This is a genomic window from Kitasatospora sp. NPDC023120 (genome assembly GCF_055560835.1).
The window spans coordinates 1-26,722 of record NZ_JBVHHY010000028.1; the positions used below are offsets into that span (position 1 = coordinate 1).

General features: G+C 73.2%; 28 protein-coding genes. 9 read left to right on the forward strand and 19 right to left on the reverse strand.

Annotated elements, in window-relative coordinates; all coding sequences use genetic code 11:
• Nucleotides 1-385: 385 nt before the first annotated feature.
• Nucleotides 386-2,152, forward strand: a complete 1,767-nt coding sequence (locus ACZ3TI_RS32365) for an RICIN domain-containing protein (RefSeq protein WP_465732538.1) — start codon at nt 386-388, stop codon at nt 2,150-2,152.
• Nucleotides 2,153-2,301: 149 nt separating this feature from the next.
• Here the strand turns inward: ACZ3TI_RS32365 and ACZ3TI_RS32370 are convergent, their stop codons facing one another.
• The 3 genes from ACZ3TI_RS32370 to ACZ3TI_RS32380 all read right to left on the reverse strand — a co-directional run bounded on the left by ACZ3TI_RS32370 (nt 2,302) and on the right by ACZ3TI_RS32380 (nt 3,622).
• Complete coding sequence (locus ACZ3TI_RS32370) at nt 2,302-2,493, reverse strand: DUF397 domain-containing protein (protein ID WP_465732540.1); 192 nt, start codon at nt 2,491-2,493, stop codon at nt 2,302-2,304.
• A gap of 75 nt (nt 2,494-2,568) precedes the next feature.
• The gene (locus ACZ3TI_RS32375; protein ID WP_465732542.1) at nt 2,569-2,760 is read right to left on the reverse strand and encodes a DUF397 domain-containing protein; all 192 of its coding nucleotides are present in this window, start codon (nt 2,758-2,760) and stop codon (nt 2,569-2,571) included.
• Between the two features lies 1 nt (nt 2,761).
• Complete coding sequence (locus ACZ3TI_RS32380) at nt 2,762-3,622, reverse strand: helix-turn-helix domain-containing protein (protein ID WP_465732544.1); 861 nt, start codon at nt 3,620-3,622, stop codon at nt 2,762-2,764.
• Nucleotides 3,623-3,884: 262 nt separating this feature from the next.
• Here ACZ3TI_RS32380 and ACZ3TI_RS32385 point away from each other — a divergent pair, with 262 nt between their 5' ends.
• Together ACZ3TI_RS32385 and ACZ3TI_RS32390 are read left to right on the forward strand one after the other, a co-directional pair.
• On the forward strand, nt 3,885-4,253 hold the full coding sequence (locus tag ACZ3TI_RS32385) for an ATP-binding protein (RefSeq protein ID WP_465716813.1): 369 nt from the start codon (nt 3,885-3,887) through the stop codon (nt 4,251-4,253).
• On the forward strand, nt 4,250-4,498 hold the full coding sequence (locus ACZ3TI_RS32390) for a hypothetical protein (protein WP_465732546.1): 249 nt from the start codon (nt 4,250-4,252) through the stop codon (nt 4,496-4,498). The genes ACZ3TI_RS32385 and ACZ3TI_RS32390 overlap by 4 nt, the downstream gene beginning before the upstream one ends.
• Before the next feature lie 174 nt (nt 4,499-4,672).
• On the opposite strand, the gene ACZ3TI_RS32395 is transcribed toward ACZ3TI_RS32390, so the two are convergent.
• Nucleotides 4,673-5,041 carry a nuclear transport factor 2 family protein gene (locus tag ACZ3TI_RS32395; protein ID WP_465732548.1) on the reverse strand — a complete coding sequence of 123 codons (369 nt, stop codon included), beginning with the start codon at nt 5,039-5,041 and terminating at the stop codon, nt 4,673-4,675.
• 144 nt (nt 5,042-5,185) lie between these two features.
• Between ACZ3TI_RS32395 and ACZ3TI_RS32400 the strand changes: the two genes are divergently transcribed.
• Nucleotides 5,186-6,061, forward strand: a complete 876-nt coding sequence (locus ACZ3TI_RS32400; protein ID WP_465732550.1) for a LysR family transcriptional regulator — start codon at nt 5,186-5,188, stop codon at nt 6,059-6,061.
• Nucleotides 6,062-6,116: 55 nt separating this feature from the next.
• Here the strand turns inward: ACZ3TI_RS32400 and ACZ3TI_RS32405 are convergent, their stop codons facing one another.
• Nucleotides 6,117-6,704 (reverse strand): TIGR03086 family metal-binding protein, encoded by a 588-nt coding sequence (locus ACZ3TI_RS32405; RefSeq protein WP_465732552.1) that lies wholly within the window; start codon nt 6,702-6,704, stop codon nt 6,117-6,119.
• A gap of 65 nt (nt 6,705-6,769) precedes the next feature.
• On the opposite strand from ACZ3TI_RS32405, the gene ACZ3TI_RS32410 reads away from it, so the two are divergent.
• Nucleotides 6,770-7,561 (forward strand): AraC family transcriptional regulator, encoded by a 792-nt coding sequence (locus ACZ3TI_RS32410; protein WP_465732554.1) that lies wholly within the window; start codon nt 6,770-6,772, stop codon nt 7,559-7,561.
• On the opposite strand, the gene ACZ3TI_RS32415 is transcribed toward ACZ3TI_RS32410, so the two are convergent.
• The 5 genes from ACZ3TI_RS32415 to ACZ3TI_RS32435 form a co-directional block, all read right to left on the reverse strand.
• Nucleotides 7,543-8,250, reverse strand: coding sequence for a VC0807 family protein (locus ACZ3TI_RS32415; protein WP_465732556.1), 708 nt, complete (start codon nt 8,248-8,250; stop codon nt 7,543-7,545). The genes ACZ3TI_RS32410 and ACZ3TI_RS32415 overlap by 19 nt on opposite strands.
• A 137-nt stretch (nt 8,251-8,387) precedes the next feature.
• The gene (locus ACZ3TI_RS32420) at nt 8,388-9,371 is read right to left on the reverse strand and encodes an ABC transporter substrate-binding protein (protein ID WP_465732558.1); all 984 of its coding nucleotides are present in this window, start codon (nt 9,369-9,371) and stop codon (nt 8,388-8,390) included.
• A gap of 136 nt (nt 9,372-9,507) precedes the next feature.
• Complete coding sequence (locus ACZ3TI_RS32425; protein WP_465732560.1) at nt 9,508-10,338, reverse strand: ABC transporter ATP-binding protein; 831 nt, start codon at nt 10,336-10,338, stop codon at nt 9,508-9,510.
• Nucleotides 10,338-11,384: a FecCD family ABC transporter permease gene (locus ACZ3TI_RS32430; protein ID WP_465732562.1), complete on the reverse strand. Its 1,047-nt coding sequence runs from the start codon at nt 11,382-11,384 to the stop codon at nt 10,338-10,340. Before ACZ3TI_RS32430 ends, ACZ3TI_RS32425 begins: the two co-directional genes overlap by 1 nt.
• Nucleotides 11,381-12,424: a FecCD family ABC transporter permease gene (locus ACZ3TI_RS32435; protein WP_465732564.1), complete on the reverse strand. Its 1,044-nt coding sequence runs from the start codon at nt 12,422-12,424 to the stop codon at nt 11,381-11,383. The genes ACZ3TI_RS32430 and ACZ3TI_RS32435 overlap by 4 nt, the downstream gene beginning before the upstream one ends.
• 98 nt (nt 12,425-12,522) lie before the next feature.
• On the opposite strand from ACZ3TI_RS32435, the gene ACZ3TI_RS32440 reads away from it, so the two are divergent.
• On the forward strand, nt 12,523-13,152 hold the full coding sequence (locus ACZ3TI_RS32440) for an HAD family hydrolase (protein ID WP_465732566.1): 630 nt from the start codon (nt 12,523-12,525) through the stop codon (nt 13,150-13,152).
• A gap of 52 nt (nt 13,153-13,204) precedes the next feature.
• Here the strand turns inward: ACZ3TI_RS32440 and ACZ3TI_RS32445 are convergent, their stop codons facing one another.
• Nucleotides 13,205-13,435, reverse strand: coding sequence for a hypothetical protein (locus ACZ3TI_RS32445; RefSeq protein WP_465732568.1), 231 nt, complete (start codon nt 13,433-13,435; stop codon nt 13,205-13,207).
• A gap of 473 nt (nt 13,436-13,908) precedes the next feature.
• On the opposite strand from ACZ3TI_RS32445, the gene ACZ3TI_RS32450 reads away from it, so the two are divergent.
• Nucleotides 13,909-14,292, forward strand: coding sequence for a cold-shock protein (locus tag ACZ3TI_RS32450; protein ID WP_465732570.1), 384 nt, complete (start codon nt 13,909-13,911; stop codon nt 14,290-14,292).
• A gap of 11 nt (nt 14,293-14,303) precedes the next feature.
• Here the strand turns inward: ACZ3TI_RS32450 and ACZ3TI_RS32455 are convergent, their stop codons facing one another.
• From ACZ3TI_RS32455 to ACZ3TI_RS32470, 4 genes are all read right to left on the reverse strand, one after another.
• Nucleotides 14,304-15,158 (reverse strand): 1,4-dihydroxy-6-naphthoate synthase, encoded by an 855-nt coding sequence (locus tag ACZ3TI_RS32455; protein WP_465732572.1) that lies wholly within the window; start codon nt 15,156-15,158, stop codon nt 14,304-14,306.
• A complete protein-coding gene (locus ACZ3TI_RS32460; protein ID WP_465732574.1) occupies nt 15,151-15,960 on the reverse strand; it encodes a futalosine hydrolase in 810 nt (269 codons plus the stop codon). The genes ACZ3TI_RS32455 and ACZ3TI_RS32460 overlap by 8 nt, the downstream gene beginning before the upstream one ends.
• Nucleotides 15,961-15,983: 23 nt before the next feature.
• Entirely contained in the window at nt 15,984-16,514 is a 531-nt protein-coding gene (locus ACZ3TI_RS32465; protein WP_465732576.1) for a hypothetical protein, read from the reverse strand.
• A gap of 83 nt (nt 16,515-16,597) precedes the next feature.
• Nucleotides 16,598-17,986, reverse strand: coding sequence for an MFS transporter (locus ACZ3TI_RS32470; RefSeq protein ID WP_465732749.1), 1,389 nt, complete (start codon nt 17,984-17,986; stop codon nt 16,598-16,600).
• Between the two features lie 655 nt (nt 17,987-18,641).
• Between ACZ3TI_RS32470 and ACZ3TI_RS32475 the strand changes: the two genes are divergently transcribed.
• Nucleotides 18,642-19,523, forward strand: a complete 882-nt coding sequence (locus ACZ3TI_RS32475) for a DUF3027 domain-containing protein (protein ID WP_465732751.1) — start codon at nt 18,642-18,644, stop codon at nt 19,521-19,523.
• A 92-nt stretch (nt 19,524-19,615) separates the two neighbouring features.
• On the opposite strand, the gene ACZ3TI_RS32480 is transcribed toward ACZ3TI_RS32475, so the two are convergent.
• On the reverse strand, nt 19,616-19,993 hold the full coding sequence (locus ACZ3TI_RS32480; protein ID WP_465732578.1) for a hypothetical protein: 378 nt from the start codon (nt 19,991-19,993) through the stop codon (nt 19,616-19,618).
• A 129-nt stretch (nt 19,994-20,122) separates the two neighbouring features.
• Here ACZ3TI_RS32480 and ACZ3TI_RS32485 point away from each other — a divergent pair, with 129 nt between their 5' ends.
• A complete protein-coding gene (locus tag ACZ3TI_RS32485) occupies nt 20,123-23,419 on the forward strand; it encodes a sacsin N-terminal ATP-binding-like domain-containing protein (protein WP_465732580.1) in 3,297 nt (1,098 codons plus the stop codon).
• 3 nt (nt 23,420-23,422) lie between these two features.
• Here ACZ3TI_RS32485 and ACZ3TI_RS32490 read toward each other — a convergent pair whose 3' ends face one another.
• From ACZ3TI_RS32490 to ACZ3TI_RS32500, 3 genes are read right to left on the reverse strand one after another with little or no spacing between them, the layout of a single operon-like run.
• Entirely contained in the window at nt 23,423-23,680 is a 258-nt protein-coding gene (locus ACZ3TI_RS32490; protein WP_465732582.1) for a hypothetical protein, read from the reverse strand.
• A 29-nt stretch (nt 23,681-23,709) separates the two neighbouring features.
• Nucleotides 23,710-26,202 (reverse strand): HAD-IC family P-type ATPase, encoded by a 2,493-nt coding sequence (locus ACZ3TI_RS32495; protein ID WP_465732584.1) that lies wholly within the window; start codon nt 26,200-26,202, stop codon nt 23,710-23,712.
• 53 nt (nt 26,203-26,255) lie between these two features.
• The gene (locus ACZ3TI_RS32500) at nt 26,256-26,558 is read right to left on the reverse strand and encodes a DUF2530 domain-containing protein (RefSeq protein WP_465732586.1); all 303 of its coding nucleotides are present in this window, start codon (nt 26,556-26,558) and stop codon (nt 26,256-26,258) included.
• Nucleotides 26,559-26,722 lie beyond the last annotated feature (164 nt).

Consider the following 26,722-nt stretch of genomic DNA (forward strand, 5'->3'; position numbering starts at 1 on the left):
CCTCCCTACCCGCCTAATATCCCCCCACCGCCCCCGGCGGGGGACCCCTACCCGCACGCGCGCTTAGGGTTCCGTACCGGCTGGGGGGGGGGTAGTGGGAAGTCGGCCGGGCCGACTTCCCACTCCCCGCCGGTCGGTGCCCGAAAAAAGACTTTCTCGATGCGCGGCAACCTTCCCGGGGGCGGTGGCAACTGGGTGGTGTCCGGACAGGCGGTCTGGTCAGAGGCAACGGCTGAAAGAGAGCATCGACATGTTCCCTCGCCCATCCACGTCGCCGGAGGCGTCTCCCGGCGGCCGCGCCCGCCGTGGTCGCGCGTCGCGCTCGCACCGTGGCCGTCGGCTGTACCGGCGTCGGAGTTTCTGGGCGGCCGTCGGCCTGGCGGTCGTGGGCGGCTCCGTGGTCGTGGTCAACACGGCCTCGGCGGGCACCGTGGACACGAACTCCTGGTACGTGCTGGTCAACCGCAGCACCGGCGAGGTGCTGGACGCCCCCGCCTACGCCACGAACGACGGTGTCCCGCTGGCGCAGTGGAGCCGTAACGGCGGGACCAATCAGCAGTGGAAGTTCATCGACTCGGGCGACGGGAACTACCGGCTGCAGAACCGGCACTCCGGCAAGGTGCTGGACGACTACAACTGGTCGAAGACCGAGGGCTCCGAGCTGGTGCAGTGGCGCGACCTGAACGGCGCCAACCAGCAGTTCCGCATGGAGAAGTCGTCGGACGGCTACGTGCGTCTGATCAACCGCTTCAGCGGCATGGCCGTCGAGGTCCCGGGCGGCTCCAAGGCCGAGGGGAGCCACATCGCCCAGTACCACGACTGGGCCGGCCCCCAGCAGCAGTGGCAGCTCGTCCCGGCCGGTAGTGCCGGCGGCACCGGGAACACGGGGAGCTCCGGTGGCAGCACCACGCCCGCCCCGTCCCCCACGGCTGCCCCGCCCACCGCCACCACCAAGCCCACGACGTCTGCCACGGCCTCCGCGCCGGGCGGTGGCGTCACGACGGGCCAGGCGCCGAGCGGCACCCGCCCGGCGTCGGCGCCGCCGGCGTCCCCGACCGCAGGCGGCGGCAGCTCGCAGAAGAGCTTCATGGGCGGCAACACGGTGCTCATCGGCGGCATGATGGAGGACTCCACGGCGAACGCCGCGCCGTTCGACGTGCGGTACGCCTATATCCACAGCCAGCCCGCGCCCTCGTCCGACGCCTACACGGCCTCGCGCTGCAAGTCCGAGTGGTCAGGCTGGTGGGGCTGCTGGACCGGCGACACCACGGCGCCCGGCACCCAGGTGACCCTGAACAACGACCGCGCGTCCAAGGCGACGTACCAGGGCAAGCCGCGCCCGCAGAAGTACCTCTTCACGTGGTACTCGCTGCGCGACCTCGGAGACATGGCGGGCCAGGGCGACGGTCCCGGCGAGGTCCAGGCCATCAACCGGGCCGACCTGCTCACCAAGTACCTGAACGACTACCGCTTCTTCCTCCAGAAGGTCGGCAACGCGCAGGACATGGTCGACATCGAGCCGGACTTCTGGGGCTACGTCCGGTCGCTCGGCAACCCGCACCAGGTCTCCGCGCAGGTCAAGGCCGCGAACCCGACGGACTGCGGATCGCAGGAGAACAGCGCCTCCGGCCTGGCCCAGTGCATGATCGCGATGAGCCACAAGTACGCGCCCAACACCGGCGTGGGCCTGCACCTGTCCTGCTTCGACTGGCAGCAGAACACCTCGCAGTGCGTCAAGGACTACGCGGACCTCGGGGCGAAGAACGCCGACTTCCTCGTCACCGACGTGACGGACCGCGACGCGGGCTGGTATGCGCTGCCCGCCCACGGCAGCAAGGACACCTTCTGGAACGACCAGAAGGGCTTCGCCGCCCTCGCGTTCTACAAGACGATGTCCGAGTCGGTGGGCAAGCCGGTGGTCCTGTGGCAGATCCCCCTGGGCAACATGGCGGGGAACAACACCCCCGGCCACTACAAGGACGACAAGGTCGACTGGTTCTTCTCGCACATGGACCAGGTGGCGAACGCACACGTCGGCGCCCTCCTGTTCGGCGCCGGCTGGTCGGAACAGACCACGCCCGAGACCGACGGCGGGAACCTGATCAACAAGACGACCGCCAACCACAACTCGGGCGGCACGCCGCTCAAGTAGGCACCCCCAGCCGGTCGAAAGCGGCAATCGGGTGCACAAAGGCAAAGCCCCAGGCCTCTGGCCTGGGGCTTTGCCCCTGGTCGGGCAGCCTCGTTCAACGCCAAAATGGAGCGGGAAGTCGGCGTGGCCGACTTCCCGCTCTGGGGTGCTCAGGCGTGGTGGTCGAATTCGCCGGTCTTGATGCCGTGGAGGAGGGCGGCGAAGGCGGCGGGGGTGGTGCGGAGGATGGTGTGGCCCTCGTCGGACTCGCGGAGTTCGACGGCCCCGTTGGCGGTCCGCACCTCTACGCAGTCGCCACCGGATCCACTGAAGGACGACTTCTGCCAGTTCGAGCCGGACATGTTGGCCTCCGCAGGGTTGGGTGGGTGGTGTGGCCCCTGCCCCTCGTGCGTTGTGAGCGCGAGGGGCAGGGTGCGTTAGGCGTGGTGGTCGAATTCGCCGGCCTTGATGCCGTGGAGGAGGGCGGCCATCGCGGCGGGGGTGGTGCGGAGGATGGTGTGGCCCTCGTCGGACTCGCGGAGTTCGACGGCCCCGTTGGCGGTTCGGACTTCCACGCACATCTCGCCGGAGCTGCTGAAGGACGACTTCTGCCATTGACTTTGAGACATCTCAGCCTTCCAAGTTCTTGATTGTCTGTTGGATCAGATCCTGCGAGTCCTCATGGCTGAGGGCAGATCGATCGATACGGTCGAAGATCTTGCGATAGGACTCAAGCTCACTCGGACTATCGAGGAAGATGGGGCCTTGCGACAACTCCACCTCGACGGTGTCTAGCTCGGGGACTTCCCCGAATGAGTAGACGAGATTCTCGATCGGGCCTGGGTAGGTGTGAGCAGTGAAGGGGACGACGCGGATGCTTACGTCCTCCCTGAGGGAGTCGTCTAGCAGAGAGTGAAGCTGGTTCCGCAGCACATCGGGACCTCCAAAGCGTGTGACGAGACTGGACTCGTGCACGTAGATCTCAAGCACCTTCCGTGGGTTCTGAAGGATCCTCCGTCTGCGCTCCAAGCGAAATGTGGTACGTAGGTTGAGCTCGCCAGCCGAAAGTGGTGGAATCCGACGATTGAAGATTCCACCCGCGTAGGCCTCCGTCTGCACTGGCCCAGGGAAGATGGTGGAGGTCCAATACCTGATCGTGCTTTCCGCGAAGTCCTCATGCTCGGCAGACTCAAGGATCGGGTCAGGGAGTCGGTCGCGATACTGATCCCACCAGGACTTTCGGCGTGAAGTGATCAGGCCGACAAGGGCGTTGATGAGTGGCAGGTTCTCACACTTGCATGCGTCGGCAATGCTCTGGATTCGTTCGGCGCTGGCGCTGGTCTTTCCGTTCTCCATCTGCGTGACCTGGGGTGCGCTTACTCCGAGCATGTGAGCAAGTTGGTTGCCGCCGAGACCGGCTTGCTCGCGCATCCTCCGGAGTTCGGCGCCCAGACGGCGCTGACGGAATGTTGGGTTCTGTCGACCAGGCATGGAGTCCTCTCAGATCATGTGGGGCCAGTGTGCCGCGCCGCCAGTCGATGGAGCCATCTGTCCCCCGGGAGGGCGAACTTCGGTGCATCTACCTAATCTTAGGTCGATGTGCGCTATGGTCGATGTCACATCGATCCGACGGATCGTCAGTAACGCCTGCTAGCAAGCACCGCAGAGCAGCCATGTCCTTTTCACCTGGCCTGGCTCACGGCGACATGTGTTCCGCCGGTTCTTCCCTCACTCACGCCTCGGGAGAAGTCCCATGCGTCACCTCAACACGCCCTCGATCGCCATCGCCCGTCAGTCCCTCGGCGACACCATGACCCGCGTCGGCTGGTCCCCCTCCGCCATCTTCGACGCGCAGCTCGCGCTCGTTGAGCTCCTGGTCAACGCCTGGCGGCACGGCGCGACCCCTGCGCCGATCGTCCAGATCATCTCCGCGAACCAGACCCTCCGTGTCTCCGTCACGGACGAGAGCCCGATCCCGCCCTCCCCGCAGGCGCCCGACCTGCTCGCGGAGTCCGGGCGCGGCCTCCAGCTGGTCGCCGGCCTCACGCACCGCTGGGGTGTCGACCCCCAGGAGCGCGGCAAGTCCGTCTGGTTCGAGCTGACGCTGGACGGTGCCGCGTGAAGCGCCACCCCATGAAGCCGACCGACCCCCGGATCCGGCACTTCACGGACGAGCACATCCGCACCCTCCTGGCCGAAGTCCAGGAGCGCGGTAAGAAGTTCGGCCTGATCTGGCCCTCGGCCTCCACCGACCAGACCCTCGACGGCCGCGTCCTCGTCTGCTTCAACACCGCGCCCGCGTCGACGCTCCTCAACCTCCTCACCCTCCTCCTCGACGCCGAACGCGAGACCCCGTGCGATTCCTGATCGGGACGGCCTTCGCTGTCCTCCTCGCCCTCGCCTTCGCGACCGTCGCCCTGGGCGTCGTCACCGCCCTCCGTGCGACCCCGCCGGACGAGGACGCGTAGGAGCAAACGCAGAGGAGGGCCGTCACCGCCCTCGGCGGCCACGGCCCTCCTGCTTGCTCTTCCCTCTTCCCGGTCAGCTCTTCTTCTCGAATCCGGCGAGCAGTGCGCGCGGGTCGAAGGTGACCCGGATCCGGGCGATCTTCCCGTTCTCCACGTGCATCCAGTTCACCGTCGGCGTGGGCTCCGCGACGCTGGTGTGCAGCTCGAACCAGGTGATCACCTCGTCGCCCTCGGCGACGCGCACCTTCACGTCGATCTTCTCCAGCACCCGCCCGAGGCCCTGCAGTCCGGCCAGCGCCTCCTCCACGCCGGAGGCCGTTCCCAGGGCCCCGACGAAGTCCACGTCGTCGGCCAGCAGTCCCCGGATGGTGTCGAACTCGCGCGCCTCCCAGGCGGTGAAGTAGGTCTCGGCAAGCTCACGTGCGGTCTTCGTCGTCGTCATGCCTCCATGCTCCCGCCGCCCCCTCTCATGCGTCCAACAGATAGACCAGATGACTGATATCACTACTGGTTATGGACGGGCGGGGCCACCCCACTGCGGCATCCGCCGTACGGATGAGCCGCCCGTCGAATATCGTCAGCACTCATGGAGATGCACCAGCTGCGCTACTTCGCCGCCGTGATCGACGAGGGCTCCTTCACCGCCGCGGCCGCGCGCCTGCACGTGAGCCAGTCCGGCATCAGCACCCAGGTGGCGAAGCTGGAGCGCGAGCTGGGGCAGCAGTTGCTCGACCGGTCCGGCCGGGGGATCCGCCTCACCCCGGCGGGCGAGGCCGTCCTCCCGCTGGCCAAGAACGCCCTCGCCACCCTCGACGCCATCCAGTTCACCGCCGCCGAGTACGCCGACGCCGTGCGCGGCCGGGTGCGCCTCGGCATGATCATGGGCTGCTCGATCCCGCCGTTCCTGGACACCGTCGCCGATCTCGGCCGGACCCACCCCGGCATCGTGCTGAGCCTGCACGAGGGCCACTCCGACCTGCTCCAGGCGCAAGTCCTCTGCGGCGCCCTCGACCTGGCCCTGATCGGCTACGCGGGTGAGGTCGCGGCCGGCCTGGACGTCGGTGTCGTCGTGGACGAGCAGATCGCCGCCGTCGTCCCGACGGGGCATCCGCTCGACCGGCCCGGACTGACCCTCGCCGACCTGGGCGGCGAGAAGATCCTCTGCCTCTCCCCGGGCACCGGCATCCGCGCCGCCTACGAGCGCTCCTGCGCGCAGCTCGGCCTCGACCCGCGCGTTGACATCGACGCCAGCTCCCCGGCGACCGTCCTGCGCCTCGCCGAACGCGGCGCCGGCGTGGCGGTCCTCAGTCCCTCCTCCGTCGAGGGCCCCGGCCTGAGCACGATCCCGATCGCCGACGCCGCCGTCCGTTCCCGGCTCGGCCTCGCCGGCCGCCGCGACCAGCAGTCCCCGGCCGTCCGCGTCCTGCGCACCAAGCTCCGTGCCGCGTTGGGGACTTCCTAGGATCCGTCCTCTAACCGCGGGCGTCGCCCCGCAGGCGGGGGTTCGACGACGGACCCTAGGCCTTCCAGTGCGGGTCGCGCCCGGAGGCGGCCAGCGCGCGGTCCCATGCGGAGGCGCCGTCCGGCAGCGCGACCACCTCGGCGAAGCCTTCGTACTGCCGGTACAGCTCGGCGTTCTCGGCGACGATCTCCAGGGCCACCAGGGCGAGCTCCTCATCGACCGGGATCTGCGCGCCGACGGCCCGGGCGACGTCCCAGCCGTGCAGCAGCAGCTCCAGGACCAGCATCCGGGCGATCCCCACCGCCGGGACCGGAGAGCCGCCGAGATCGACGTCGCCCTCCCAGGCGGCCGGCTCGGCCCAGGCCGCCACCGCCTGCTCCAGCTGCGCGGCGTAGGCGGAGCGCCATTCCGCGTCCGCCGTGAAGTCCCGCGCGATCAGCTCCTCGGGCAGGTCGGCGCGCCGGGCCCGGTGCTCCAGGCCGTGCGAGGTGTAGAGCACCCAGTGGTTGATCAGCGCGCGGGTGTCGAACTCCCCGCAGGGCGTCGGCGCGTCCAGCGGCTGCCCGGTCGGGACGGCGGCCGCGACCTCGGCGGCGGCGGAGGCGGCGCGGGCGAGGAAGGGGTGCATGGGGTGGGCGTTCATGCCCCGATCCTCGGCCGCACCCGGCTCCGGCGTCTTGAAGAAACGCGACGCTAACCTTGGCCGCCATGGACTCCGCCGACTCGCCCGACCTCGGCCGCGGTGTGCTGCACCCGGCCCGGGCGGCCGAACTGATCAGCGTGGACCGGCTCGCACCCGCGGTCGAGGTGGCGCGGTTCGTGGAGTACTACTGGCTGGTCCGCTGGGACCTGCAGGGCCTGCCCCCGTACGAGCAGAAGGTGCTCTCCCACCCCAACGTCCACCTGGTCTTCGAGGCCCCGCGGGCCCGCGTCTACGGGGTGGACCGCTCGCTGTTCGTCCGCCGCCTGGAGGGTGCCGGTCACGTGCTGGGCGTACGGTTCCGGCCGGGCGCCTTCCGTCCCTTCGCGGACCGCCCGGTGAGCGCGCTGGCCGACCGGTCCGTCCCCGCCGCCGAGTACTTCGGCGCCGAGGCGGACCAGTGCAACGCAAGGATCCTCGACGAGCCGACAGCCGAGCGGGTCGATGACTTCCTCCGGCCCCGCCTCCCCGCGCCCGACCCGGTCGCCGAGCAGGTCGCCGCGATGGTGGACCGGATCACCGGCACCCCGGACCTGTGCCGGGTGGACGACCTGGCGGAGGAGTTCGGCATCGGCGTCCGGCACCTCCAGCGGCTGTTCGCCGAGTACGTCGGCGCCTCCCCGAAGTGGGTGCTGCGCCGCGCCCGGCTCCACGAGGCGGCCGAACGGGCGGGCAGCGGCGGCGAGTCGGACCTGGCCGCACTCGCCGCCGAACTGGGCTACGCCGACCAGGCCCACTTCACCCGTGACTTCACCGCCGCCGTCGGGGAGTCCCCGACCCGCTACGCGGCGGCGGGCTGACCGGCCTCGGCAGCCGCCGCGGCCGCGGCAGCGGCCCGGCCCCGGGCGCTGGCCCGCTTGGCGTAGGCGATGGTGAAGTAGACCAGCCCGCCGAGCACCACGTACGGAAGGATGTTGTTGACCGTCACCACCGTGCCGTGCGACAGGGTGTAGACCAGCACGATCCGCAGCACTGCCTCCAGGACGAAGGTGGTGCCCCACACGATGGTCAGGACGCGCTGGGTCTTGCGGAAGCCCGGGTACTGCCACATCGAGTTCCACCAGGAGACCATCTCCGGTGTGCCGTCGGTGGCGAACTTGCGCCCGAAGTAGAACATGATCGGCTTCGGTGCCGCGAGGGACGCCAGGTAGACCACGCCGAGCAGGCCGGAGACGAAGGAGTCCTTGGCCAGCAGCATCTTCGGGTCCTGCGGACCGACCAGCGAGACCACCAGCGTCAGGGCGACGAAGACCAGCGAGACGATGGCGAACTCGTCGATCCGGCGGTGCCAGAGGAGGTAGATCACGCTGTCGACCACCGGCCCCAGGCCGGAGAGCAGGATGGCGGTGGATTCGCTGTAGCCGTGGTCGTGCAGCTGGTTGTAGATCATGATCGGCGCGACGACGTTGAAGCCGATGCTGATCAGCCAGCCGAGGGCGGACGCGCCCCCCTTTCGGGCAGGGGCCTGCGGAGCTGCGGAAATTGACACTGTGTTTTCCCCCGGGAGTGAACTGCGATTGCGGCTCATTCTGACGGACCCGCAGGTCAAGCGCCTAACGCCAGAGCCGAATCGTGATCGATCGTGCGCGAGCGGGCCCCACCTCGGGCCCTGCTCCGGATCCCGGTTCACGCCCCGAGGAAGCGCTGCAGCTCGTCCAGCACGTAGTTGGCCCCGGTGTAGCCGATCCCCTGGAACCACAGCTGGTCGTCCACCGGGATCGCCCGGTGCGCCCTGACCGCCCCCAGCGCCTGCCAACCCGGGCTCGCCAGCGTGGCGTTGGTGCCCGCCCGCTCCGGGTCGCCGTACGTCGCGTACAGCAGCAGGTCGCCGTCCGCCTTCCCGATCTGGTCCGGCGGGACCTCGACGTCCGGCTGGTCGACGTTCTGCGCGTCCGGGCGTCCGACCTGGGCGTCGGCGAGCACCGTCCCGGGGAAGCTCTGCCGCCCGTACAGCCGGATCCCGCCGCCCTCCACGAAGCGCACCAGGCTCACCTTGCGCCCCGACAGCTTCGCCGCCGACAGCGCCTGCGCCACCTGCCCGGCGTGCTTCTGGTAGGCGGCGACGAAGGCCGCCGCGGCGTCCTCCCGGCTCAACGCCTGGGCGTGCAGCTGGAAGTTCGCCTTCCACGGCGCGCCGGTGGTCTGGGTGAGCACGGTCGGGGCGAGCTCGCGCAGCTGGTCGTACCGGTCGCCGTCGCGCGCCTGGTTGGAGAGGATCAGGTCCGGCCGCAGCGAGCGTACGGTCGGCAGGTCGGGCGAGCCGGCCGGGCCGACCAGCCGGATCCCGGTCGTCCGCGGGGCGGGCCAGTACTCGGGGTACTCGGTGTCGCGGGCCGGGAGCGCGGCACCGACCGGGGTGATGCCGAGGGTCAGCGCGGAGTCGAGCACGTCGGTGTCCAGGACGACCACCCGCATCGGCCGGCCCGGCACCTGCACCGTCCCGGTGGCGGTGTTCACCGTCACCGGCGGCACCGGGGCGGCGGACGGCGAGCCGCTCGCGTCGAGGCTGTCGGCGGTGGTCGGGGCCGAATGCCGGGTGTCGCCGGTGCACGCCGCGAGCGCGGCCCCGCCGAGGCCGGCGAGGAGGGTACGGCGGGCGATCCGGTGCATCGGCGGTCCTCGGGAAGCGCGGGAAGCTCTGTGAACTCGGGAAGCTCAGGGAGCCGGCAGGCGGGTCGGGATGCCGTCGATTATGTCCGAAATCGCACCTAAAGCGCCGTTAAGCGTGCTCGTCAGCCGTCAGCCGTCAGCCGTCCACCACCGCCGCCCTGGCCGCCCACGGGGCACCCGGGACCACCAGCGGCGTGCCCGTCACCGGATCCGGCACCACCACCGAGTCCAGCCGGAACACCTCGCGCACCAGCTCCGCCGTCACCACCTCTCCGGGCGGGCCCTGCGCGACCACCCGCCCGTCCCGCATCGCCACCAGGTGGTCGGCGTACCGGGCCGCCTGGTTGAGGTCGTGCAGGACGGCGACGACCGTCCGCCCGCGTTCGACGTTCAGCCGCCGGACCAGGTCCAGCACCTCCACCTGGTGTGCGATGTCCAGGTAGGTGGTCGGCTCGTCCAGCAGCAGGATGTCGGTGCCCTGGGCGAGTGCCATCGCGATCCAGGCACGCTGGCGCTGGCCGCCCGACAGCTCGTCCATGCTGCGCTCGGCCAGTTCCGCGGTGGAGGTGCGCTCCAGCGCCTCGGCGACCGCCGCCTCGTCCTCCGACGACCACTGCTGCCACCAGCTCTGGTGCGGCTGGCGGCCGCGCGAGACCAGGTCCGCCACCGAGATGCCCTCCGGGGCGGTCGGCGACTGCGGCAGCAGGCCGAGCCGCTGGGCGATCCGCTTGGTCGGGATCCGCGCCAGCTCCTCGCCGTCCAGCAGCACCGCTCCGCGGACCGGCTTCAGCAGCCGGCCGAGGGCCCGCAGCAGGGTCGACTTGCCGCAGGCGTTCGGACCGACGATCACCGTCACCCGCCCGTCGGGGATGCGGACGTCCAGGCCCTCGACGACCGTGCGCGCCTCGTAGGCCAGGGTGAGGCCCCGGGCCTCCAGACGGTGAGCGGACGGCCGGTGTGCGGACATCAGGAGCCTCCACGGCGGGATCGGATCAGCAGCCACATCAGGTACGGCGCGCCGACCATGCCGGTCACCACGCCCACCGGCAGCTCGGTCGGCGCCAGCAGGCGCCGGGCGATCAGGTCGGCGAGGACCACCACCAGCGCGCCGGTCAGCGCCGAGCAGAACAGCGGGATCTGCGCCGAGCGGGCCAGCCGCAGCGCGATCTGCGGGGCCATCAGCGCGACGAAGTCCACCGGTCCGGCGGCCCCGGCCGCGCAGGAGGCCAGCACGATGCCCAGCAGTGCCATGCCCAGCCGGATCCGGTCCAGCCGCAGTCCGAGGCCGACGGCGGTCGCGTCGTCGAAGGAGATCGACCGCTGGGCACGGGCCGCCCAGAGCGCGACCGGGAGGGCGGCGAGCAGCACCCGGGCGAGCCATCCGGCCTGGTCGTAGCCGGAGCCGTTCAGGCTGCCCGTCATCCAGACCGTGGCGGCCTGGGCCTGGAAGCCGTCGCCCTTGGTGAGGAACACCGAGGTGAGGGAGGACAGGGCGACGCTGATCCCGATGCCGATCAGCACGAAGCGCTGGGCGTGCAGTCCGCGCCGCCAGGCCAGCGCGTAGACCAGCAGCCCGGCCACCAGACCGCCGGCCACCGCCGCGTACGGCGCCTGGCCGGTCGAGCCGACCACGCCGTACGCCGTCAGGCCGACCACGGTCGCGGTCGCGCCCCAGGTCACGCCCACCACGTCGGGGCTGGCCAGCGGATTGCGGGCGACGGTCTGGATCAGCGCCCCCGCCAGCCCGAGCGCCGTGCCGACCAGCAGCCCGACCACCACCCGGGGCAGCCGGAACTCGCCGACCACCAGCTGGTCCGGGCTCGGCTGCCCGAGCACCACCTTCACCACCTCGGCCGGCGACACGGTGGACTCGCCCAGGCACAGCGAGGCCACCACCGCCCCGGCGAGCGCCGTCAGCAGTCCGACCGCGACGAGCACCGAGCGCCGGTGCAGCAGGAAGGAGGCCCCTCCGGCCCGCACCACGGAGTAGCCGCGCAGCGGAACCGCGCTCATGCCGCGACCACCTTCCGGCGGCGGACCAGGGCCACCAGCACCGGGACGCCGACCAGGGCCGTCATCACGCCCGCCGGGACCTCGGACGGCGGGAACAGCACCCGGCCGAGGGTGTCGGCGAGCAGCAGGAGCGACGGGCCGAGGACGGCGGAGAAGGCGAGGATCCAGCGGTGGTCGGCGCCCGCGAGGGCGCGGGCCGCGTGCGGGACGGCGAGCCCGACGAAGGCGATCGGACCGGCTGCCGCGACCGCCGAGCCGGTGAGGACGGTCGCACCGAGGGCGCCGACCGCGCGGACCGGTCCGGTCTTCGCGCCCAGGCCCTTCGCGGTGTCGTCACCGAGCGCCAGCGCGTCCAGCCCGCGCGCCACCGCGACCACCAGCACCGTGCCGACCGCCAGGAAGGGCAGCAGCTGCCAGGCCACGTCCGAGGTCCGCCCGGAGAGCGAGCCGACGTGCCAGAACCGGAACCGGTCCATGGCGGCCGCGTCCGTGGTCAGCACCAGGGTGTTGAACGAGGCGATGAAGGCCGACATCGCCGAGCCAGCCAGCGCCAGCTTGACCGGTGTCGCCCCGCCCCGGCCGCGCCCGGCGAGGCCGTGGACCAGCACGGTGGCGATGACCGCGCCCGCGAAGCCGAACCAGACGTACCCGGTGAGGGTGGAGACGCCGAAGCCGGAGATGGCGACCACCACGCCGGCCGCCGCGCCCTGGGAGACGCCGAGGATGCCGGGGTCGGCGATCGGGTTGCGGGTCAGGCCCTGCATGACGGCCCCGGCCAGGCCGAGCGCCGCGCCGACGGCCAGGCCGACGACCGTGCGCGGCACCCGCAGCTCGCGGATCACCACGGCGTCGGCGCTGTCGCCGCCGTGCAGCAGGGCGTCGAGGGTCCCGCCGAACGGGACGGTCCGGCTGCCGACCGCCAGGCTCAGCAGTACCGCGCCGGCCAGGACGGCCAGCGCGGCGGTGAGCCACGGTATTCGGCGCCGCGGTGCGCGGTCGGGCGTGCGCGGCGCGTCGGCCGGTGCGGTGTCGTCGGTCATGGGCCTCTCCGCAGACAACTCAGGTAAACCTAAGTTCCGCTGCGAAGCCGGGGCAACTTGCCTCGTGGGGCGATCCGTCCGTTGGATAGCCTGGCGGCATGCCCGCGACCTCACAGGCCCCGCTCACCGTCGGCTTCGACCTCGACATGACGCTGCTGGACACCCGGCCGGGTATCCGTGCCACCTATCTGGCGCTCTCCGCCGAGACCGGCACCCCGATCGACGCCGACCTGGTGGTCACCCGGCTCGGCCCGCCGCTGCACGACGAGATCCGCAACTGGTTCCCGGAGCCGGAGGTGGAGCGGGCCGTGACGCGCTACCGCGAGCTCTACCGCGACTACGCCTTCGCCCCGACCGTGGCCCTCCCCGGCGCGCACGCCGCCGTCGAGGCGGTCCGCGCCCACGGCGGCAGGGTCGCCGTGATCACCGGCAAGTACGAGCCGAACGCCCGCCTCCACCTGGAGCACTCCGGACTGGCGGCGGACACCGTGATCGGTGACCTCTGGGCCGAGACCAAGGGCGAGGCGCTGCGCGAGCACGGGGCGAGCATCTACGTCGGCGACCACCTCGGCGACATCCGGGGCGCCCGGCACGCGGACGCCGTCGCGGTCTGCGTGCCCACCGGCCCGTACGGGGCGGACGAGCTGCGCGAGGCGGGCGCGGACGTGGTGCTGGCGGACCTCACCGAGTTCCCGGCCTGGCTCGCCGCGCACCTGGCCGCCGCCTAGGACCCGAGGCGGCGGGACTCCGTCGGCCGGGTCCGGCGGCTGGGGCCGCGCCCTACGGCTCGACCCGGCGGCGCTGGGCGCGGGCGTTCAGGAACAGCCCGGTCAGCGCGGTCAGGAAGCCCGCCGGCATCAGCATGCTCAGCCAGTACGCGGCCGTCGGCAGCGGCGTCAGGTGCAGGAACAGCGGGACGAAGGTGGCCAGGGTGACGAGCGTGCCGACGCCGAAGACGATCGTCCCGGCCTTGACGTACACGTCGCCGGGATCGGCGCTCTGGCTGCTCACGACTGCTCACTCCTCGGGGCTGGGCCGGACCGTCCCCAGTGTGGCAGAGCGCCCTTCCGGGCCGCCCACCGGAGCGGCCCGGTCACGTTGCGCAGTTTCCCGGCAGCTCAACGTTTTGATCCCTGTTGAGCGGGGGTATGCAGGGGGTGCCGAGGGGCGCGACAGGTGCGCCCCGTGTCCTCAGACCCGGGGGTGTGAGCCGATGGACCGCGTGGAGACGCGACCCGGCCGTGCCAGTACCGGGTCGCCCGAGACCGCGAGATCCTCGCGCCCCCGCCACCCGGAGCGGGCCTCGGGCGCGGATCCTTCGCGGAACGCGGATGAGGCAGTCACGGACCGTTAGTCTGCTCTTGACAGCGTGCTGACCATGAGCGCCCACGGGCGCCGAGCCGAGGTCGGCCGCATCTTTCCCTCCACCCAGTGATCCTCGGCCAGGGCCGGGATCCCTCACACCCATTCGAGGACTGTTCGAGATGCCCACCGGCCAGGTCAAGTGGTTCAACGAGACGAAGGGCTTCGGCTTCCTGTCGCGCGACGACGGCGGCGACGTCTTCGTCCACACCAAGGCGCTGCCCGCCGGTGTCACCGCGCTGAAGCCGGGCCAGCGGGTCGAGTTCGGTGTGGTCGCGGGCCACCGCGGCGACCAGGCGATGGCCGTGCAGCTGCTGGAGGCGCTGCCCTCGGTGGCCGCCGCCCAGCGCAAGAGCGCCGACGACATGGCCCCGATCGTCCAGGACCTGATCACCACCCTGGACGCGGTGCTGCCCGGCCTCCAGCGCGGGCGCTACCCCGCCAAGCCGACCGGTCAGAAGCTGGCCGGCCTGCTGCGCGCGGTGGCCGACCAGTTCGACGTCTAGAACATCTCGGGCTACCCGAACGCGAGCGCACCCGGGTCGAGCGGGGGCACCAGCCCCTCCGCCGCGGCCCGGGTGAGCAGTGCGCGGACGGCGGCGTAGCCCTCCTCGCCGAGGTCCTCGGTGAACTCGGTGACGTACAGCCCGATGTGCTGCTCCGCGACGTCCAGGTCCATCTCCTGGGCGTGTTCCAGCACGTACGCGCGGCTCGCTTCCGGGCTCGCCCAGGCCTGCCGGACGGAGGCGCGGATCGCGTCGGTGAGGGCCCGCAGCCGCTCGGCGCCGAGCGAGCGCTTGGCGACGATCGCGCCCAGCGGGATCGGCAGCCCGGTCTCCCGCTCCCAGGCCTCGCCCATGTCGGCCAGGCTGTGCAGCCCGTACTGCCCGTAGGTGAAGCGGGCCTCGTGGATCACCAGGCCGGCGTCCACCCGGCCGTCCCGGACGGCGGGCATGATCTCGTGGAACGGCAGGACGACGATCTCGCCGAAGCCGCCCGGCACCGCCTTCGCCGCCCAGAGCCGGAACAGCAGGTACGCGGTGGAGCGCTCGGAGGGCACCGCGACGGTCTTCCCGGCGAGGTCCGCGGGGGATGCCACGCCCGGCAGGGTGAGCACCAGCGGGCCGCAGCCACGCCCGAGCGCGCCGCCGCAGGGCAGCAGGGTGTACTCGTCCAGGACCCACGGCAGCGCGCCGTAGCTGATCTTCAGGACGTCCAGCTCGCCGCGCTCGGCCAGGCCGTTGGTGATGTCGATGTCGGCGAAGGTCACCTCGGGGGCGTCCGCCCCGGGCACCAGGCCGTGCGCCCAGGCGTGGAAGACGAAGGTGTCGTTCGGGCAGGGCGAGTACGCGATGCTCAGCCGTTCAGCCACGGCCGGCCTCCTCGATCGGTTCGTGCCGCGCAGCCGGTTCCGGTTCGTACCGTGCGGCCAGTTCGTGGACGGGCAGCGCGGCGAAGGCCCGCTCCAGGCCGGCCAGCGCCTCGCCGATCCGCCAGGCGGCCCGGTCGCGCGGGCCCACCGGGTTGGACACGGTGCGCAGTTCGAGGGCCGGCACGCCGTACCGGGCGGCGGCCTCGGCCACGCCGAAGCCCTCCATCGCCTCGGCGGCGGCGCCCGGGTGGCGGGCGGCCAGCGCGGCGGCCCGCTCGGCGCTGCCGGTGACGGTGGAGACGGTCAGCACCGGGCCGGTGACGGCGCCCGGGCCGTCCAGGCCGGCGAGCGCCTCGGTGACGAGCGCGACGGCGGCCGGGGGAGGGGTGTGCCGGGTGGTGCCGAAGCCCAGTTCGGTGACGTCGGCGAAGCCCTCGGGGGTCTCGGCGCCGAGGTCCGCGGCCACGATCGCGTCGGCCACCACGGTGGCGCCGACCGGGGCGTGCGGGGCGAAGCCGCCGGCGATCCCGGCCGAGACGGCCAGGGCGTACGGGTGGGCGGCCAGGGCGGCGGAGGCGCCGGCCGCGGCGGCGGCCGGGCCGACCCCGGCCGCGAGGACGTCCACCGGGGCGCCCTCGGACCGGTGCAGCGTGCCGCCGGGCAGCGGCAGGGCGGCGGAACCGCCGGGCAGCCCGCGCAGCACGGCCGCCGCCTCGGCGGCCACCGCGACGACGACGAGCAGCCGGGCCCGCGCGGGGCCCGACTGCTCGTGCGCGCCGTTCCCGGCGTCGTCCGCGGTCATCGCAGGACCGTTCACAGGACCGTTCAGCTGTCCTGGGTGTTCATCTGGAAGTACCAGACGGCGATCGGGTTGTCCGAGTTCTTGTCGCCCTCGACCACGGTGACCAGGGTCTTGCCGCTGGCGTTGAGCACCTTGTTCGCCTGCTGGGAACCGGACCAGGTCGGGCCCTTGGCGTACGAGGCCAGGCTGGTGCGCCCGCCCTGGTTGGAGGAGCCGCCGTTGGTGAAGGCCCACCAGCCCGAGTCGGCCACGTTCGGGGAGACCCCGACGCCGACCCGGTCGCTCGCCACCACGTCAGAGGTGGGCAGGGTGCCGTTCTTGAGGGCCTCGGTGGCCTTGTCCTGGCACTCCTGCTGCAGGTCCTCGGTGATCGGGCTGCCGTTGTTCCAGCACAGCGGGTCCGCGACGACCGAGGAGTTGCCGACCGCGAGGGTGGCACGGTGCGAGATGTGCTCGGTCTGGTCGGCGGCGATAGCGACGGAGGTGCCCACCGTGGCGGCGCCGACCACGACGACGGCGCCGAGGGCGGCGATGGCACGGGAATTGAGGCTCATGCGTCAGAATCTACCGGGCCTGGCCGATCACGCTACGCGGGGGTCGGCCACCGCGTGTTGCCGCGCCCCGCCGCACCGCCCGGTCAGGCCGCCCGGGGTGCCGTCGGGTGCCGCCGCAGGCCCACCCGGAAGAGCGAGCGGAACGTCCACAGCAGGACCAGGCCGACCACCGCGGCGGCGATCGACAGGCCCAGCTTCCCGTTCAGCGGCAGCAGGATGCCCACCGCGCCGCCGGCCACCCAGGACAGCTGCATCAGCGTCTCCGAGCGGGCGAAGGCCGAGGTCCGCACCGCCTCCGGGACGTCCCGCTGGATCAGCGCGTCCAGGGCCAGCTTGCCCAGCGAGGCCGCCATCCCGGCGACGCCCGCGACCAGAACCACCGTCACCACGCCGTACCAGAGCGCCGCGGCCGCCGTCGCGCAGGTCGCCAGCAGCAGCATAGCGGTGACCGTCGCCTCCGGGCTGCGGGTGCGCAGCCAGGAGCCGAGCACGGAGCCGAGCGCGTTGCCCGTGCCTGCCGCCAGCGCCAACAGGCCCAGCGCCACCGTCGGCTGCAGGCCGCCGATCGGCTCCTCCCGCAGCAGGAAGGCCAGGAACATCACCAGGAAGCCGACCAGCCACTTCATCGCCGACATCGCCCGCAGCGCCAGGATCACCGACGGGCCGACGGTGCGCAGCGAGGACTTGACGGGCGGGGGCCTGTGGTGGATCAGGTGCGAGCCCTCGCCGGGCACCTCGGCGTGCAGCACGGCGCGCTGCTCGCCCTTGGCGGAGTCCACCTCGTGCGGGAGGTGGAAGGCCATCAGGGTGCCGATCACGAACACCAGGAAGGCGCCGCGCAGCGGCCAGCCCGGGCCGATCAGGTGCAGCAGCCCGCCCACCGCGGCCGCCACGCCGGTGGCCAGCAGACCGGCCAGGGTGACCCGGGAGTTCGCCTTCACCAGGGAGAGCCGGCTCGGCAGCAGCCGGGGCACCACGACGCTGCGCACCACCCCGTACGCCTTGGACGCGACCAGCACGCCGAGCGCCTCCGGGTAGAGCGCGAGGCCGCCGCCGGCGACCACCCCGGCCATCGTCCAGGCCAGCACCGCGCGGGCCAGCATCGACATCGCCATGGCCGCCCGGCGGCCGTGCGGCAGGCGGTCCAGGAGCGGGCCGATCACCGGGGCCAGGACGGCGAACGGGGCCATCGTGATCAGCAGGTAGAGCGCCACCCGGCCGCGGGCCTCGCCGGTGGGCACCGAGAAGAAGATGGTGGAGGCCAGCGCGATGGTGATCAGCATGTCGCCGAAGGAGTTGAGCGCGTGCAGCTCGATCAGCTTGGCGAGCCCGGACTCGCCCGCGCCCTCGGCGGAGGTGGCCCGGCGGATCCGGCGGCCGGTGCCGTGCACCACCTTGCCGGTGCGGGAGCCGGCGGCGGAGGCGGTGCGGATCAGGAAGTGCCGGCGGGGCTCGGGGGCCTCCTCCTCCAGGTCCTCGTCGAGGGCGGCGAGGTGACGGGCGTGGGAGCCGTCGGTTCCGGGAGCGAGGGCGGGAGCGTCCTCGGGTGCGGCGGGCTTGACCGGGTCGGCCGGGTCGACCGGCGCTGCGGGCTTGACCGGCTTGACCGGCTTGACCGGCTTCACCAGGCTGACGCGTTCGACGGGCCCGCTGGGCTCGACGGCTTCGACGGACGCTTCGGCGCCGTCCGCCGACCGCGGTTCGCCCGCGCCGGGGACCGGCTGCTGTCGCGGCACGGCGTCCGCCTCGTCGGGGCTGCCGGCCTGCGAGGCGCGCAGTGCGTGCTGCGACGGGTTGTCGTCCGCCACAAGCCCATCCTGCCCCAGATTCGCCGCGCCGACGCGGGATTGCGGTCCGCTCGGCGCGGTCGCGGAGGGCTCGCCGGACGCCCGCGGAACGCCTGCGTCCGCCCCGGACTGTGCCGGGGCACCGACCGGCGGGTAGCCTGCCCAGGGTCCGCCCGTCGGGGCGCCGGGGCGCCGGCAGGCCGGGCGAGCGGCGCGGCCGGTACCCGAGGGGGCCTCCGGTCGCGCAGAATGGACGAGGGACTACCGAGCCGCGACGGAACAGGCAACACGCCGTGGGTGACAGAAGAACTGGGAGAGAATCGACGCCGTGAGTGCTGCGATGCGAAGCCGTACCCCCGACCGGCTCTGTGCCGAGGCCGTCGAACTCGCCCGCCAGGCAGCCGAGGAGGCCGTCGGTGCGGAGGCCGTCGGGCTGCACCTCCGCGTCCAGGCGGACGCCGACCGCGTCGTCACCCACACCTTCGAGTGCCTGGACGCGGCCTACCGCGGCTGGCACTGGGCGGTCACCGTCGCCCGCGCCCCGCGCGCCAAGAACGTCACCCTGGACGAGGTCGTGCTGCTGCCCGGCCCCGACGCCGTCCTCGCCCCCGAGTGGGTGCCGTGGAGCGAGCGGCTGCGCCCCGGCGACATGGGCCCCGGCGACCTGCTGCCGACCGGTGCCGACGACCTGCGGCTGGAGCCCGGCTGGAGCGGCGAGGACGAGCCCGCGCCGAACTCCGCGGTCGCCCTCGCGGACGACGAGGACCTGGTCGTCACCGACCCGCACATCCAGCCCGCCCCGGCCCGCGCCCAGATCAACGCCGTCGCCGAGGAGCTCGGCATGGGCCGCAGCCGGGTGCTCTCCCGGATGGGCCTGCACCTGGCCGCCGAGCGCTGGGAGAAGGCCCACGGCCCGCAGACCCCGATGGCGCAGGCCGCCCCGGCCTCGTGCGGGAGCTGCGGCTTCCTGATCCCGATCGGCGGCTCGCTCGGGCAGGCCTTCGGCGTGTGCGGCAACGAGTTCGGACCGGCCGACGGCCAGATCGTCTCCTTCGCGTACGGCTGCGGCGGGCACTCCGAGGCGGCCGTCATCCCGGCCCCGCCGGCGCCGTCCGAGCTGATCCTGGACGAGCTGGTGGTCGAGCCGCTGCAGCTCCACCCGGACCGCGCCTCCGGCTCGGTCGAGCCCGACGCCCCGGCCGAGGAGCTCGGCCACTCCTGAGCAGGCACGTCCGGCGGCCCGCCCACTCGACGAGTGGCGCGGGCCGTGGGCGTTCCGGCCCCGGTGCCGGGACCTCGGGTCGGGCCCCGGGCTCAGCGGCGGCCGAACAGGCCGCGCTTGGGCGGCACGGCGTCCTTCGGCGGGGTCGTCGGGCGGGGTGGCGGGGCGTCCTGCCCGCTGTGGAGCAGCTCGGCGACCGACACCCGGAAGTGGCGCCTCCAACCGCGGTGGTTGAGCTCGACCAGGAAGCTGCCGTCGGGCATCCCGAAGATCCGTCGCAGCGGCGGGCCGTCCGGCTCCGAGCCCTCGCGGGGGACGTACGTGCGGGCGGCTTCCTCCGCCAGCCCGACCGCCTGCTCCCGGCCCAGCGGGGCCTCCTGGGGAGGGGCCAACTGCCACCGGTAGGCGCCGTCCTCGTTGATCCGTCGGTCGCGCTCGATCAGGACGTACCAGGAACCGTCGGAGACCATGCGTCTTCCCCCCTCGCCAACCGGAACAGGGGCCTCAGCATAGGCAGCGGGCGCCCCTGGTCCGCCGGGGGCGCCGCGGCAGGGAAGAATGCCCTACGACGTACAGGTCGGCGGAAGGCGGCAGGTCCAGTGGAACCTCGGATCATCGGCAGCGGCACGGACGAGCACCTCGCGGACCCCTTCGGGAGCACCGCGCTGCGGCGGCGGGTGCTCGACGCCTGGGCCGCCTCGCCGGCCCGGTTCCGGGAGGACGCCAACGCCGAGGAGGAACTGGCGCTCGGCGGCTACCGGGACCGCCTGGTGGTCGAGTTGGCGCAGAACGCGGCCGACGCGGCGGTCCGCGCCGGGCACGGCCCCGGCCGCCTGCGGCTGACCCTCGCCGACGGTGTGCTCGCCGCCGCCAACACCGGCGCCCCGCTGGACGCGGCCGCCGTCGAGTCGCTGTCCACCCTGCGCGCCTCCTCCAAGCGCGGCGAGCAGCCCGCCGTCGGCCGCTTCGGCGTCGGCTTCGCCGCCGTCCTCGCGGTCACCGACGAGCCCGCCGTGCTCAGCGCCACCGGCGGGGTGCGCTGGTCGCTCGGCGAGGCCCGCTCGCTCGCCGAGGCGCAGCCCGCGCTGGTCGAGGAGCTGCGCCGCCGGGACGGCCACGTGCCGCTGCTGCGGCTGCCGTTCGCCGCCGAGGGGCCGGCCCCCGAGGGCTACGACACCGTGGTCGTCCTGCCGATGCGGGACGCCGCCGCCGAGGACCTGACCCGCCGCCTGCTGGCCGGGATCGACGACGCGCTGCTGCTCACCCTGCCCGGCCTCGCCGAGGTCGTGGTGGAGACCCCGGAGGGCACCCGGACGCTCACCCGGTCCGCCGCCGAGACCCGCCCGGACGGTGTCACCGAGGTGACCGTCACCGACGACGCGGGCGGCCGGCTGCGGCAGACGGTCTGGCAGACCGCCGGCGCCTCCGGCAGCCTCGACGCGGAGCTGCTCGTCGACCGGCCCACCGAGGAACGCGCCCGCCCGTACTGGACGGTGACCTGGGCTGTCCCGGTCGGCGCGGACGGCATCCCGCAGCAGCCCGGCATCGCCTCCGTGCTGCACGCCCCGACCCCCAGCGACGAGCCGATCGGGCTGCCCGCGCTGCTGATCGCCTCCTACCCGCTGGACTCCACCCGCCGGCACGTCGCGCCCGGACCGCTCGCCGACTTCCTCACCGAGCGCGCCGCCGACAGCTACGCGGACCTGCTGCGCGCCCGCGGCGCCGACCTCGGCTCGCTCGGCCTGGTACCCGGGCCGCTCGGCCAGGGCGCGCTGGACAACGCGCTGCGCGCGGCGGTGCTGTCCCGGCTGCCCGGCACGCCGTTCCTGCCGCACCCGGCCCCGGTCGAGGAGGGCACGCCCGCGCTGCGCCCCCGCGACGCGACCCTGCTGGAGGGAGCGGACGGCTCGGTGGTCGAGGCGCTCGCGCCGATCTTCCCCGGGCTGCTGCCGGCCGGCCTGGAGCGCCGCACCGAGCTGCGGGTGCTGAACGTGCGCCGGGTACCGCTGGCCGAGGTGGTGGACCAGCTCGGCGGCCTGGACCGCGAGCCCGGCTGGTGGCGCAACCTGTACGCGGCGCTCGGCGGCGCCGACCCGGAGGCGCTCGGCGCGCTGCCCGTGCCGCTCGCGGACGGCCGGACGGTCACCGGGCCGCGCCGCGTCCTGCTGCCCTCCGAGGACGCCGACTGGGCGGCCTTCCCCGGCTACCCCGAGTCGCTGGCCGCCGCGCTGGCCGCGCTCGACCTGCGGCTGGCCCACCCCCAGGCCGCCCACCCGCTGCTCGCCAAGCTCGGCGCGGGCACCGCCACCCCGGCCGGGGTCCTGGACACCCCCGAGGTGCGGGCCGCCGTCGCCCGCTCCTACGAGCTGGCCGAGGACGACCTGGATGCGGCGCTCGAACTCGCCGAAGCCGTCCTGGCGTTGGTGAAGGCCGCCGCCCCCGAGCCGGGCGAGCACCCCTGGCTGGCCCGGCTGGCGCTGCTCGACGACGAGGGCGAGCCGGCCCGCGCCGGCGAACTCGTGCTGCCCGGCAGCCCGTTCGCCGCGCTCGCCCGCGAGGAGGACGCCGGCTGGGTGGACGACGAGCTGCTGGAGCGCTGGGGACCCGAGGTGCTCGCCGCCGTCGGCGTGCTGGCGGACTTCGTGCTGGTGCGCGCCGAGGACGTGGTGCTCGACCCGGACGACCTGGAGCGGCTCGACCCCACCGTCCCCGCCGACCGGGCGGCCGGCGGCCACGCCACCGGCCTGCTGGACGAGGCGCCGGACGGGCTCGCCGAATGGGCCGAGGACGCGCTGGAGGCCCTGCAGGCCGACGAGGCGGTCGGCGTCCCGCCGGTGGCCGCCGAGCTGCTGGCCGTGCGCGACCTCGACCTGGTGGACGACGACGCCTGGCCCGAGGCGCTCGCCGCGCTGGCCCGGCCGCCGTACCGGGACGCCGTGGTCACCCCGGTGCGCACCCTGCTGCCGGACGGCTCGTACGCCGACCTGCCGCCGTACACCGCGTGGTGGCTGCGCGACCACCCGGTGCTGGACGGCCGCGAGCCCGCCGGGCTGCGCGCCGCTGGGGCCGACCCACTGCTGCGCGGCCTCTACGACGAGGCCCGCACCACCCTGGACGAGCAGTTCCTGCACGCGCTCGGGGTGCGCACCACGCTGGCCGCGCTGCTCGCCGAGCCGCACGGGCCGGACGAGGTGCTGGACCGGATGACCGACCCGGCCGCCGTCGTCGGGCACCGCCAACTGCACGGCCTCCACAGCGCGCTGGCCCGGGTCGAGCGCGAGCGGATCGAGGCGCTGGACGTGGTGCGGGCGCTGCCGCCGCTGGACCCGGACACCGGGCGCCGCCCCGCCCACACGGTGGTGGTGGACGCCACCGAGGCGGTCGTCGCGGACGCCCCCGACCTGGTCCAGCTGCTGCACCCGTACCCGCTGCTGCCGGTCGCCCCGGCGCTCGCGGCCGACCTCGCCGAGCGGCTGCACGTGTCGCTGGCCAGCGAGGTGGCCGGCGGCCGGGTGCTCTCCGAGGGCGTGCTGCACCGGGTCCCGGCCGTGGTGCGCGAGCTGCTGCCCGGCTGCCCGGTCGCGTACGAGGAGCACGAGGAGCTGCTGGTGGTCGGGCCGGACGGCGGCGAGGCCGCGGTGGACTGGCGCTGGGACACCGCAGCGGACGCCCCGGAGCCGCCGTACGACCCGGAGCTGGCCGAACCCGGCGACGAGGAGGACGAGTTCGAGGTCCCGCCGGTGCCCGGCCTGCTGCACGCCGCCACCCCGGAGGGCCTCGCGGCCGGTCTCGCCTGGTCGGTCGGCCAGTGGCACCGGCGCTTCGAGGTGCTGGCCGCCCTCAGCGAGCCCGACCGGGCCTACGAGCTCTCGGCAGCCCGCGACTTCGAGGGCTGAGCCTCAGGCCCTGCTCCGCCGGCGCTTGAGCCGGAGGTAGACGAGGACGGTGGTGGCCGACCAGACGGCCACCACCAGGGCCTTCCGGGCCGCCGGGATCCACGGCTGTGCGGGCGGCGTCAGCTCGCCGGCGTTCATCAGCCAGCCGCCGCCCAGCAGTGCCAGGACCGTCAGCCCGGCCGCGAGCAGGCCCGCCAGGAAGGCGGCGAAGGCCTCCACCTGCCCGTTCTCGCGCTCGGATTCCCCGTCCGTGTGAGCCATGTGTGCGTGGCACCCCCTCGGTGGTCACGCTATTCGTACCCATGCCGCTTCATGTAACGCCAGGTGATCTCCAGGGCGATGCCGCAGACCGCCGCGATGGCGACGCCGATCAGCGGGTCGCGGGTGCCGACCAGGGAGAGCTCGAAGAAGTCGGACAGCGGGGGGACCAGCAGGACCAGCGCGAACGCGCCGCCCATGGTGCCGATCAGCAGCAGGCGCCACCAGGTGTACGGGCGGGCGACGATGGCGAGGACCCACATGGCGATCAGGAACAGCGTCAGGGTGGCCACGCTGGTGTCGGCCTTGAGGTCGGTCGCGTGGTTGGCGCGGGCGAGCGCGTAGGCGACGAAGGTGCCCGTCCCGGCGATGGCGCCGCCGGGGATCGCGAGCCGCAGCACGCGCTTCACGAAGCCGGTGCGGGCCCGCTCGTTGTTGGGGGCGAGGGCGAGGAAGAAGGCCGGGATGCCGATGGTCAGCGAGGACAGCACGGTGGAGTGCCGGGGCAGGAACGGGTACGGCGAGTGGGTGAAGATCACCAGCAGTGCCAGGACCACCGAGTAGACCGTCTTCACCAGGAACAGCGACGCGACCCGCTCGATGTTGCCGATCACCCGGCGGCCCTCGGCGACCACCGAGGGCAGCGTCGCGAAGGAGTCGTTGAGCAGCACGATCTGGGCGACCGCCTTGGTGGCGTCGGAGCCGGTGCCCATCGCCACGCCGATGTCGGCGTCCTTGAGCGCCAGCACGTCGTTGACGCCGTCGCCGGTCATCGCCACGGTGTGGCCGCGTGACTGCAGGGCCCCGACCAGCAGCCGCTTCTGCTGCGGGGTGACCCGGCCGAAGACGCTGGTCCGGTCGGCGGTCTCGGCGAGCTCCTCGGGGTCGTCGGGCAGGGTGCGGGCGTCCAGTGGGTGGTCGGCGCCGGGCAGGCCCAGGTGGTCGGCCACCGCGCCGACCGAGACCGCCGCGTCGCCCGAGATGACCTTGGCCCGGACCCGCTGCCCCTCGAAGTACCGCAGGGTCTCGGCGGCGTCGTCGCGCAGCCGCTGCTGCAGCACCACCAGCGCGAGCGGGGTGAGGTCGGCGGCCGGGTCGGGGGAGTCCAGCGGGACGGGCGTGCGGCCCAGCAGCAGCACCCGCAGGCCCCGCGCGCCCAGCTCGTCCACCTCGGCCAGCGCCGGGTGCCCGGCGGGCAGCAGTACGTCGGGGGCGCCGAGCAGCCAGCTGGCCTCGCCGCCCTGCGGTTCCAGCAGCTGCACGCCGCTCCACTTGCGGGCGGAGGAGAAGGGCATCGCCTCGATCACCCGCCAGCCCTTGCGGCCCGAGGGGGCGCCCGGCGCGTCGCTGCCGTTGCCGCCGTCGCTGCCGCCGTCGCCGCGCCCGTACGCGTCGATGACGGCCTGCATGGACGGGTTGGGGCGGGCGTCGGCACCGGCCATCACGGCGAGTGCGTGCTTGATGGTGTCCTTGTCGACGGTGGCGGGTTCCCCGTTGGAGAGCACCCGCAGGTCGATGACGTCCATGCCGCCCTCGGTGAGGGTGCCGGTCTTGTCCAGGCAGACGGTGTCCACCCGGGCCAGGCCCTCGATCGCCGGGAGTTCCTGGACCAGGCACTGCTTGCGGCCGAGCCGGATCACGCCGATCGCGAAGGCCACCGAGGTCAGCAGCACCAGGCCCTCGGGGACCATCGGGACGATGCCGGCCACCATCCGCCGCACCGCCTCGCGCCAGTCCCGGCCCTCGACGGCCAGCTGGCTGATGATCAGGCCGATCGCGGTGGGGATCAGCAGGTAGGTGATGAACCGCAGGATGCTGTCGATGCCGCTGCGCAGCTCCGACTTGACCAGGGTGAACTTGCTGGCCTCCTCGGCGAGCTGCGCCGCGTAGGCCTCGCGGCCGACCTTGGTGGCGGTGAACGCGCCCGCGCCGGCCACCACGAAGCTGCCGGACATCACCTGGTCGCCGGGCTGCTTGAGGACGGGGTCGGGTTCGCCGGTGAGCAGCGACTCGTCGATCTCCAGGCCGTCCGCCTCGGTGACCTCGCCGTCCACGACGACCTTGTCGCCGATGCCGAGCAGCACGGTGTCGTCGAGGACGATCTCGGAGACGCCGATCTGCTGGACGGAGCCGTCCCGGCGGACCTGGGGGCGGGCCTCGCCGATCAGGGCGAGGCTGTCCAGGGTCTTCTTGGCGCGCAGTTCCTGGATGATGCCGATCGCCGTGTTGGCGACGATGACCAGGCCGAACAGGCCGTCCTGGATCGGTCCGACGATCAGGATGATCCCGAACATCACGCCGATGATCGCGTTGAAACGGGTGAAGACGTTGGCCCGGACGATCTCCCTGGTGGAGCGGCTGGAGCGCACCGGGACGTCGTTGACCTGCCCCTTCGCCACCCGCTCGGCCACCTCGGCGGCGCTCAGGCCGCCGCGCCGGCCGGGCAGCAGCCCGAGGGGGTGGGCTCCGTCCGGACGGTCCCCTTCGGTCGGCTGCTCTTCCGCCGGCTGCGCAGGCTGCGTCATGGCACCGACTCTACGGGTGCCTTATGTCCGATGCGTGCTACTAAAGGACCATCTCAGTCCGACTGGGTGGCCGGGTCCTGACCGTCGCCCTCGGCCACGCGCCCGGCCGCCTCGGCGGCGCGGCTACGGGCGATCGCGTCCCGCCGGGCGCGGCAGTACCAGAGGCCGATCAGGCCCAGCAGACCGCCGGAGAGGCAGATCCAGGGCCAGGTGCCGTGGCCGTGCTCGGAGAGCGTGCTCTGGAAGGGGAGTAGGGCGAGGAAGGCGACGAACCACACCACCGTGCCGCCGCCGACGATGGCGACGTCGTTGGCCTCCAGCGGAGGGGGCGAGGGGTGCAGCGGCGTCTTGGGCATGGGGCCTAGCGTACGGTGCTCGCGGTGATGGAGGCCCTGCGCGGGCCGTACGCGGGCTCCACGGGGGCTCTGTATCGGCCCCGCTCCGGCTCTACGCGCGAAGATAGCGCGTGTGCGATGTCGAAACCATACTTAATGGTCTGAGCCCGGCCACCGTCGCCCCG

What these genes read in the sequence shown, in the direction of transcription:
- ACZ3TI_RS32370 (WP_465732540.1), bottom strand. Translation starts at nt 2,493, where the DNA reads ATGTCCGGCTCGAACTGGCAGAAGTCGTCCTTCAGTGGATCCGGTGGC.
- ACZ3TI_RS32375 (WP_465732542.1), bottom strand. Translation starts at nt 2,760, where the DNA reads ATGTCTCAAAGTCAATGGCAGAAGTCGTCCTTCAGCAGCTCCGGCGAG.
- ACZ3TI_RS32380 (WP_465732544.1), bottom strand. Translation starts at nt 3,622, where the DNA reads ATGCCTGGTCGACAGAACCCAACATTCCGTCAGCGCCGTCTGGGCGCC.
- ACZ3TI_RS32385 (WP_465716813.1), top strand. Translation starts at nt 3,885, where the DNA reads ATGCGTCACCTCAACACGCCCTCGATCGCCATCGCCCGTCAGTCCCTC.
- ACZ3TI_RS32395 (WP_465732548.1), bottom strand. Translation starts at nt 5,041, where the DNA reads ATGACGACGACGAAGACCGCACGTGAGCTTGCCGAGACCTACTTCACC.
- ACZ3TI_RS32400 (WP_465732550.1), top strand. Translation starts at nt 5,186, where the DNA reads ATGGAGATGCACCAGCTGCGCTACTTCGCCGCCGTGATCGACGAGGGC.
- ACZ3TI_RS32405 (WP_465732552.1), bottom strand. Translation starts at nt 6,704, where the DNA reads ATGAACGCCCACCCCATGCACCCCTTCCTCGCCCGCGCCGCCTCCGCC.
- ACZ3TI_RS32410 (WP_465732554.1), top strand. Translation starts at nt 6,770, where the DNA reads ATGGACTCCGCCGACTCGCCCGACCTCGGCCGCGGTGTGCTGCACCCG.
- ACZ3TI_RS32420 (WP_465732558.1), bottom strand. Translation starts at nt 9,371, where the DNA reads ATGCACCGGATCGCCCGCCGTACCCTCCTCGCCGGCCTCGGCGGGGCC.
- ACZ3TI_RS32425 (WP_465732560.1), bottom strand. Translation starts at nt 10,338, where the DNA reads ATGTCCGCACACCGGCCGTCCGCTCACCGTCTGGAGGCCCGGGGCCTC.
- ACZ3TI_RS32430 (WP_465732562.1), bottom strand. Translation starts at nt 11,384, where the DNA reads ATGAGCGCGGTTCCGCTGCGCGGCTACTCCGTGGTGCGGGCCGGAGGG.
- ACZ3TI_RS32435 (WP_465732564.1), bottom strand. Translation starts at nt 12,424, where the DNA reads ATGACCGACGACACCGCACCGGCCGACGCGCCGCGCACGCCCGACCGC.
- ACZ3TI_RS32440 (WP_465732566.1), top strand. Translation starts at nt 12,523, where the DNA reads ATGCCCGCGACCTCACAGGCCCCGCTCACCGTCGGCTTCGACCTCGAC.
- ACZ3TI_RS32450 (WP_465732570.1), top strand. Translation starts at nt 13,909, where the DNA reads ATGCCCACCGGCCAGGTCAAGTGGTTCAACGAGACGAAGGGCTTCGGC.
- ACZ3TI_RS32460 (WP_465732574.1), bottom strand. Translation starts at nt 15,960, where the DNA reads ATGACCGCGGACGACGCCGGGAACGGCGCGCACGAGCAGTCGGGCCCC.
- ACZ3TI_RS32465 (WP_465732576.1), bottom strand. Translation starts at nt 16,514, where the DNA reads ATGAGCCTCAATTCCCGTGCCATCGCCGCCCTCGGCGCCGTCGTCGTG.
- ACZ3TI_RS32475 (WP_465732751.1), top strand. Translation starts at nt 18,642, where the DNA reads ATGCGAAGCCGTACCCCCGACCGGCTCTGTGCCGAGGCCGTCGAACTC.
- ACZ3TI_RS32480 (WP_465732578.1), bottom strand. Translation starts at nt 19,993, where the DNA reads ATGGTCTCCGACGGTTCCTGGTACGTCCTGATCGAGCGCGACCGACGG.
- ACZ3TI_RS32490 (WP_465732582.1), bottom strand. Translation starts at nt 23,680, where the DNA reads ATGGCTCACACGGACGGGGAATCCGAGCGCGAGAACGGGCAGGTGGAG.
- ACZ3TI_RS32495 (WP_465732584.1), bottom strand. Translation starts at nt 26,202, where the DNA reads ATGACGCAGCCTGCGCAGCCGGCGGAAGAGCAGCCGACCGAAGGGGAC.
- ACZ3TI_RS32500 (WP_465732586.1), bottom strand. Translation starts at nt 26,558, where the DNA reads ATGCCCAAGACGCCGCTGCACCCCTCGCCCCCTCCGCTGGAGGCCAAC.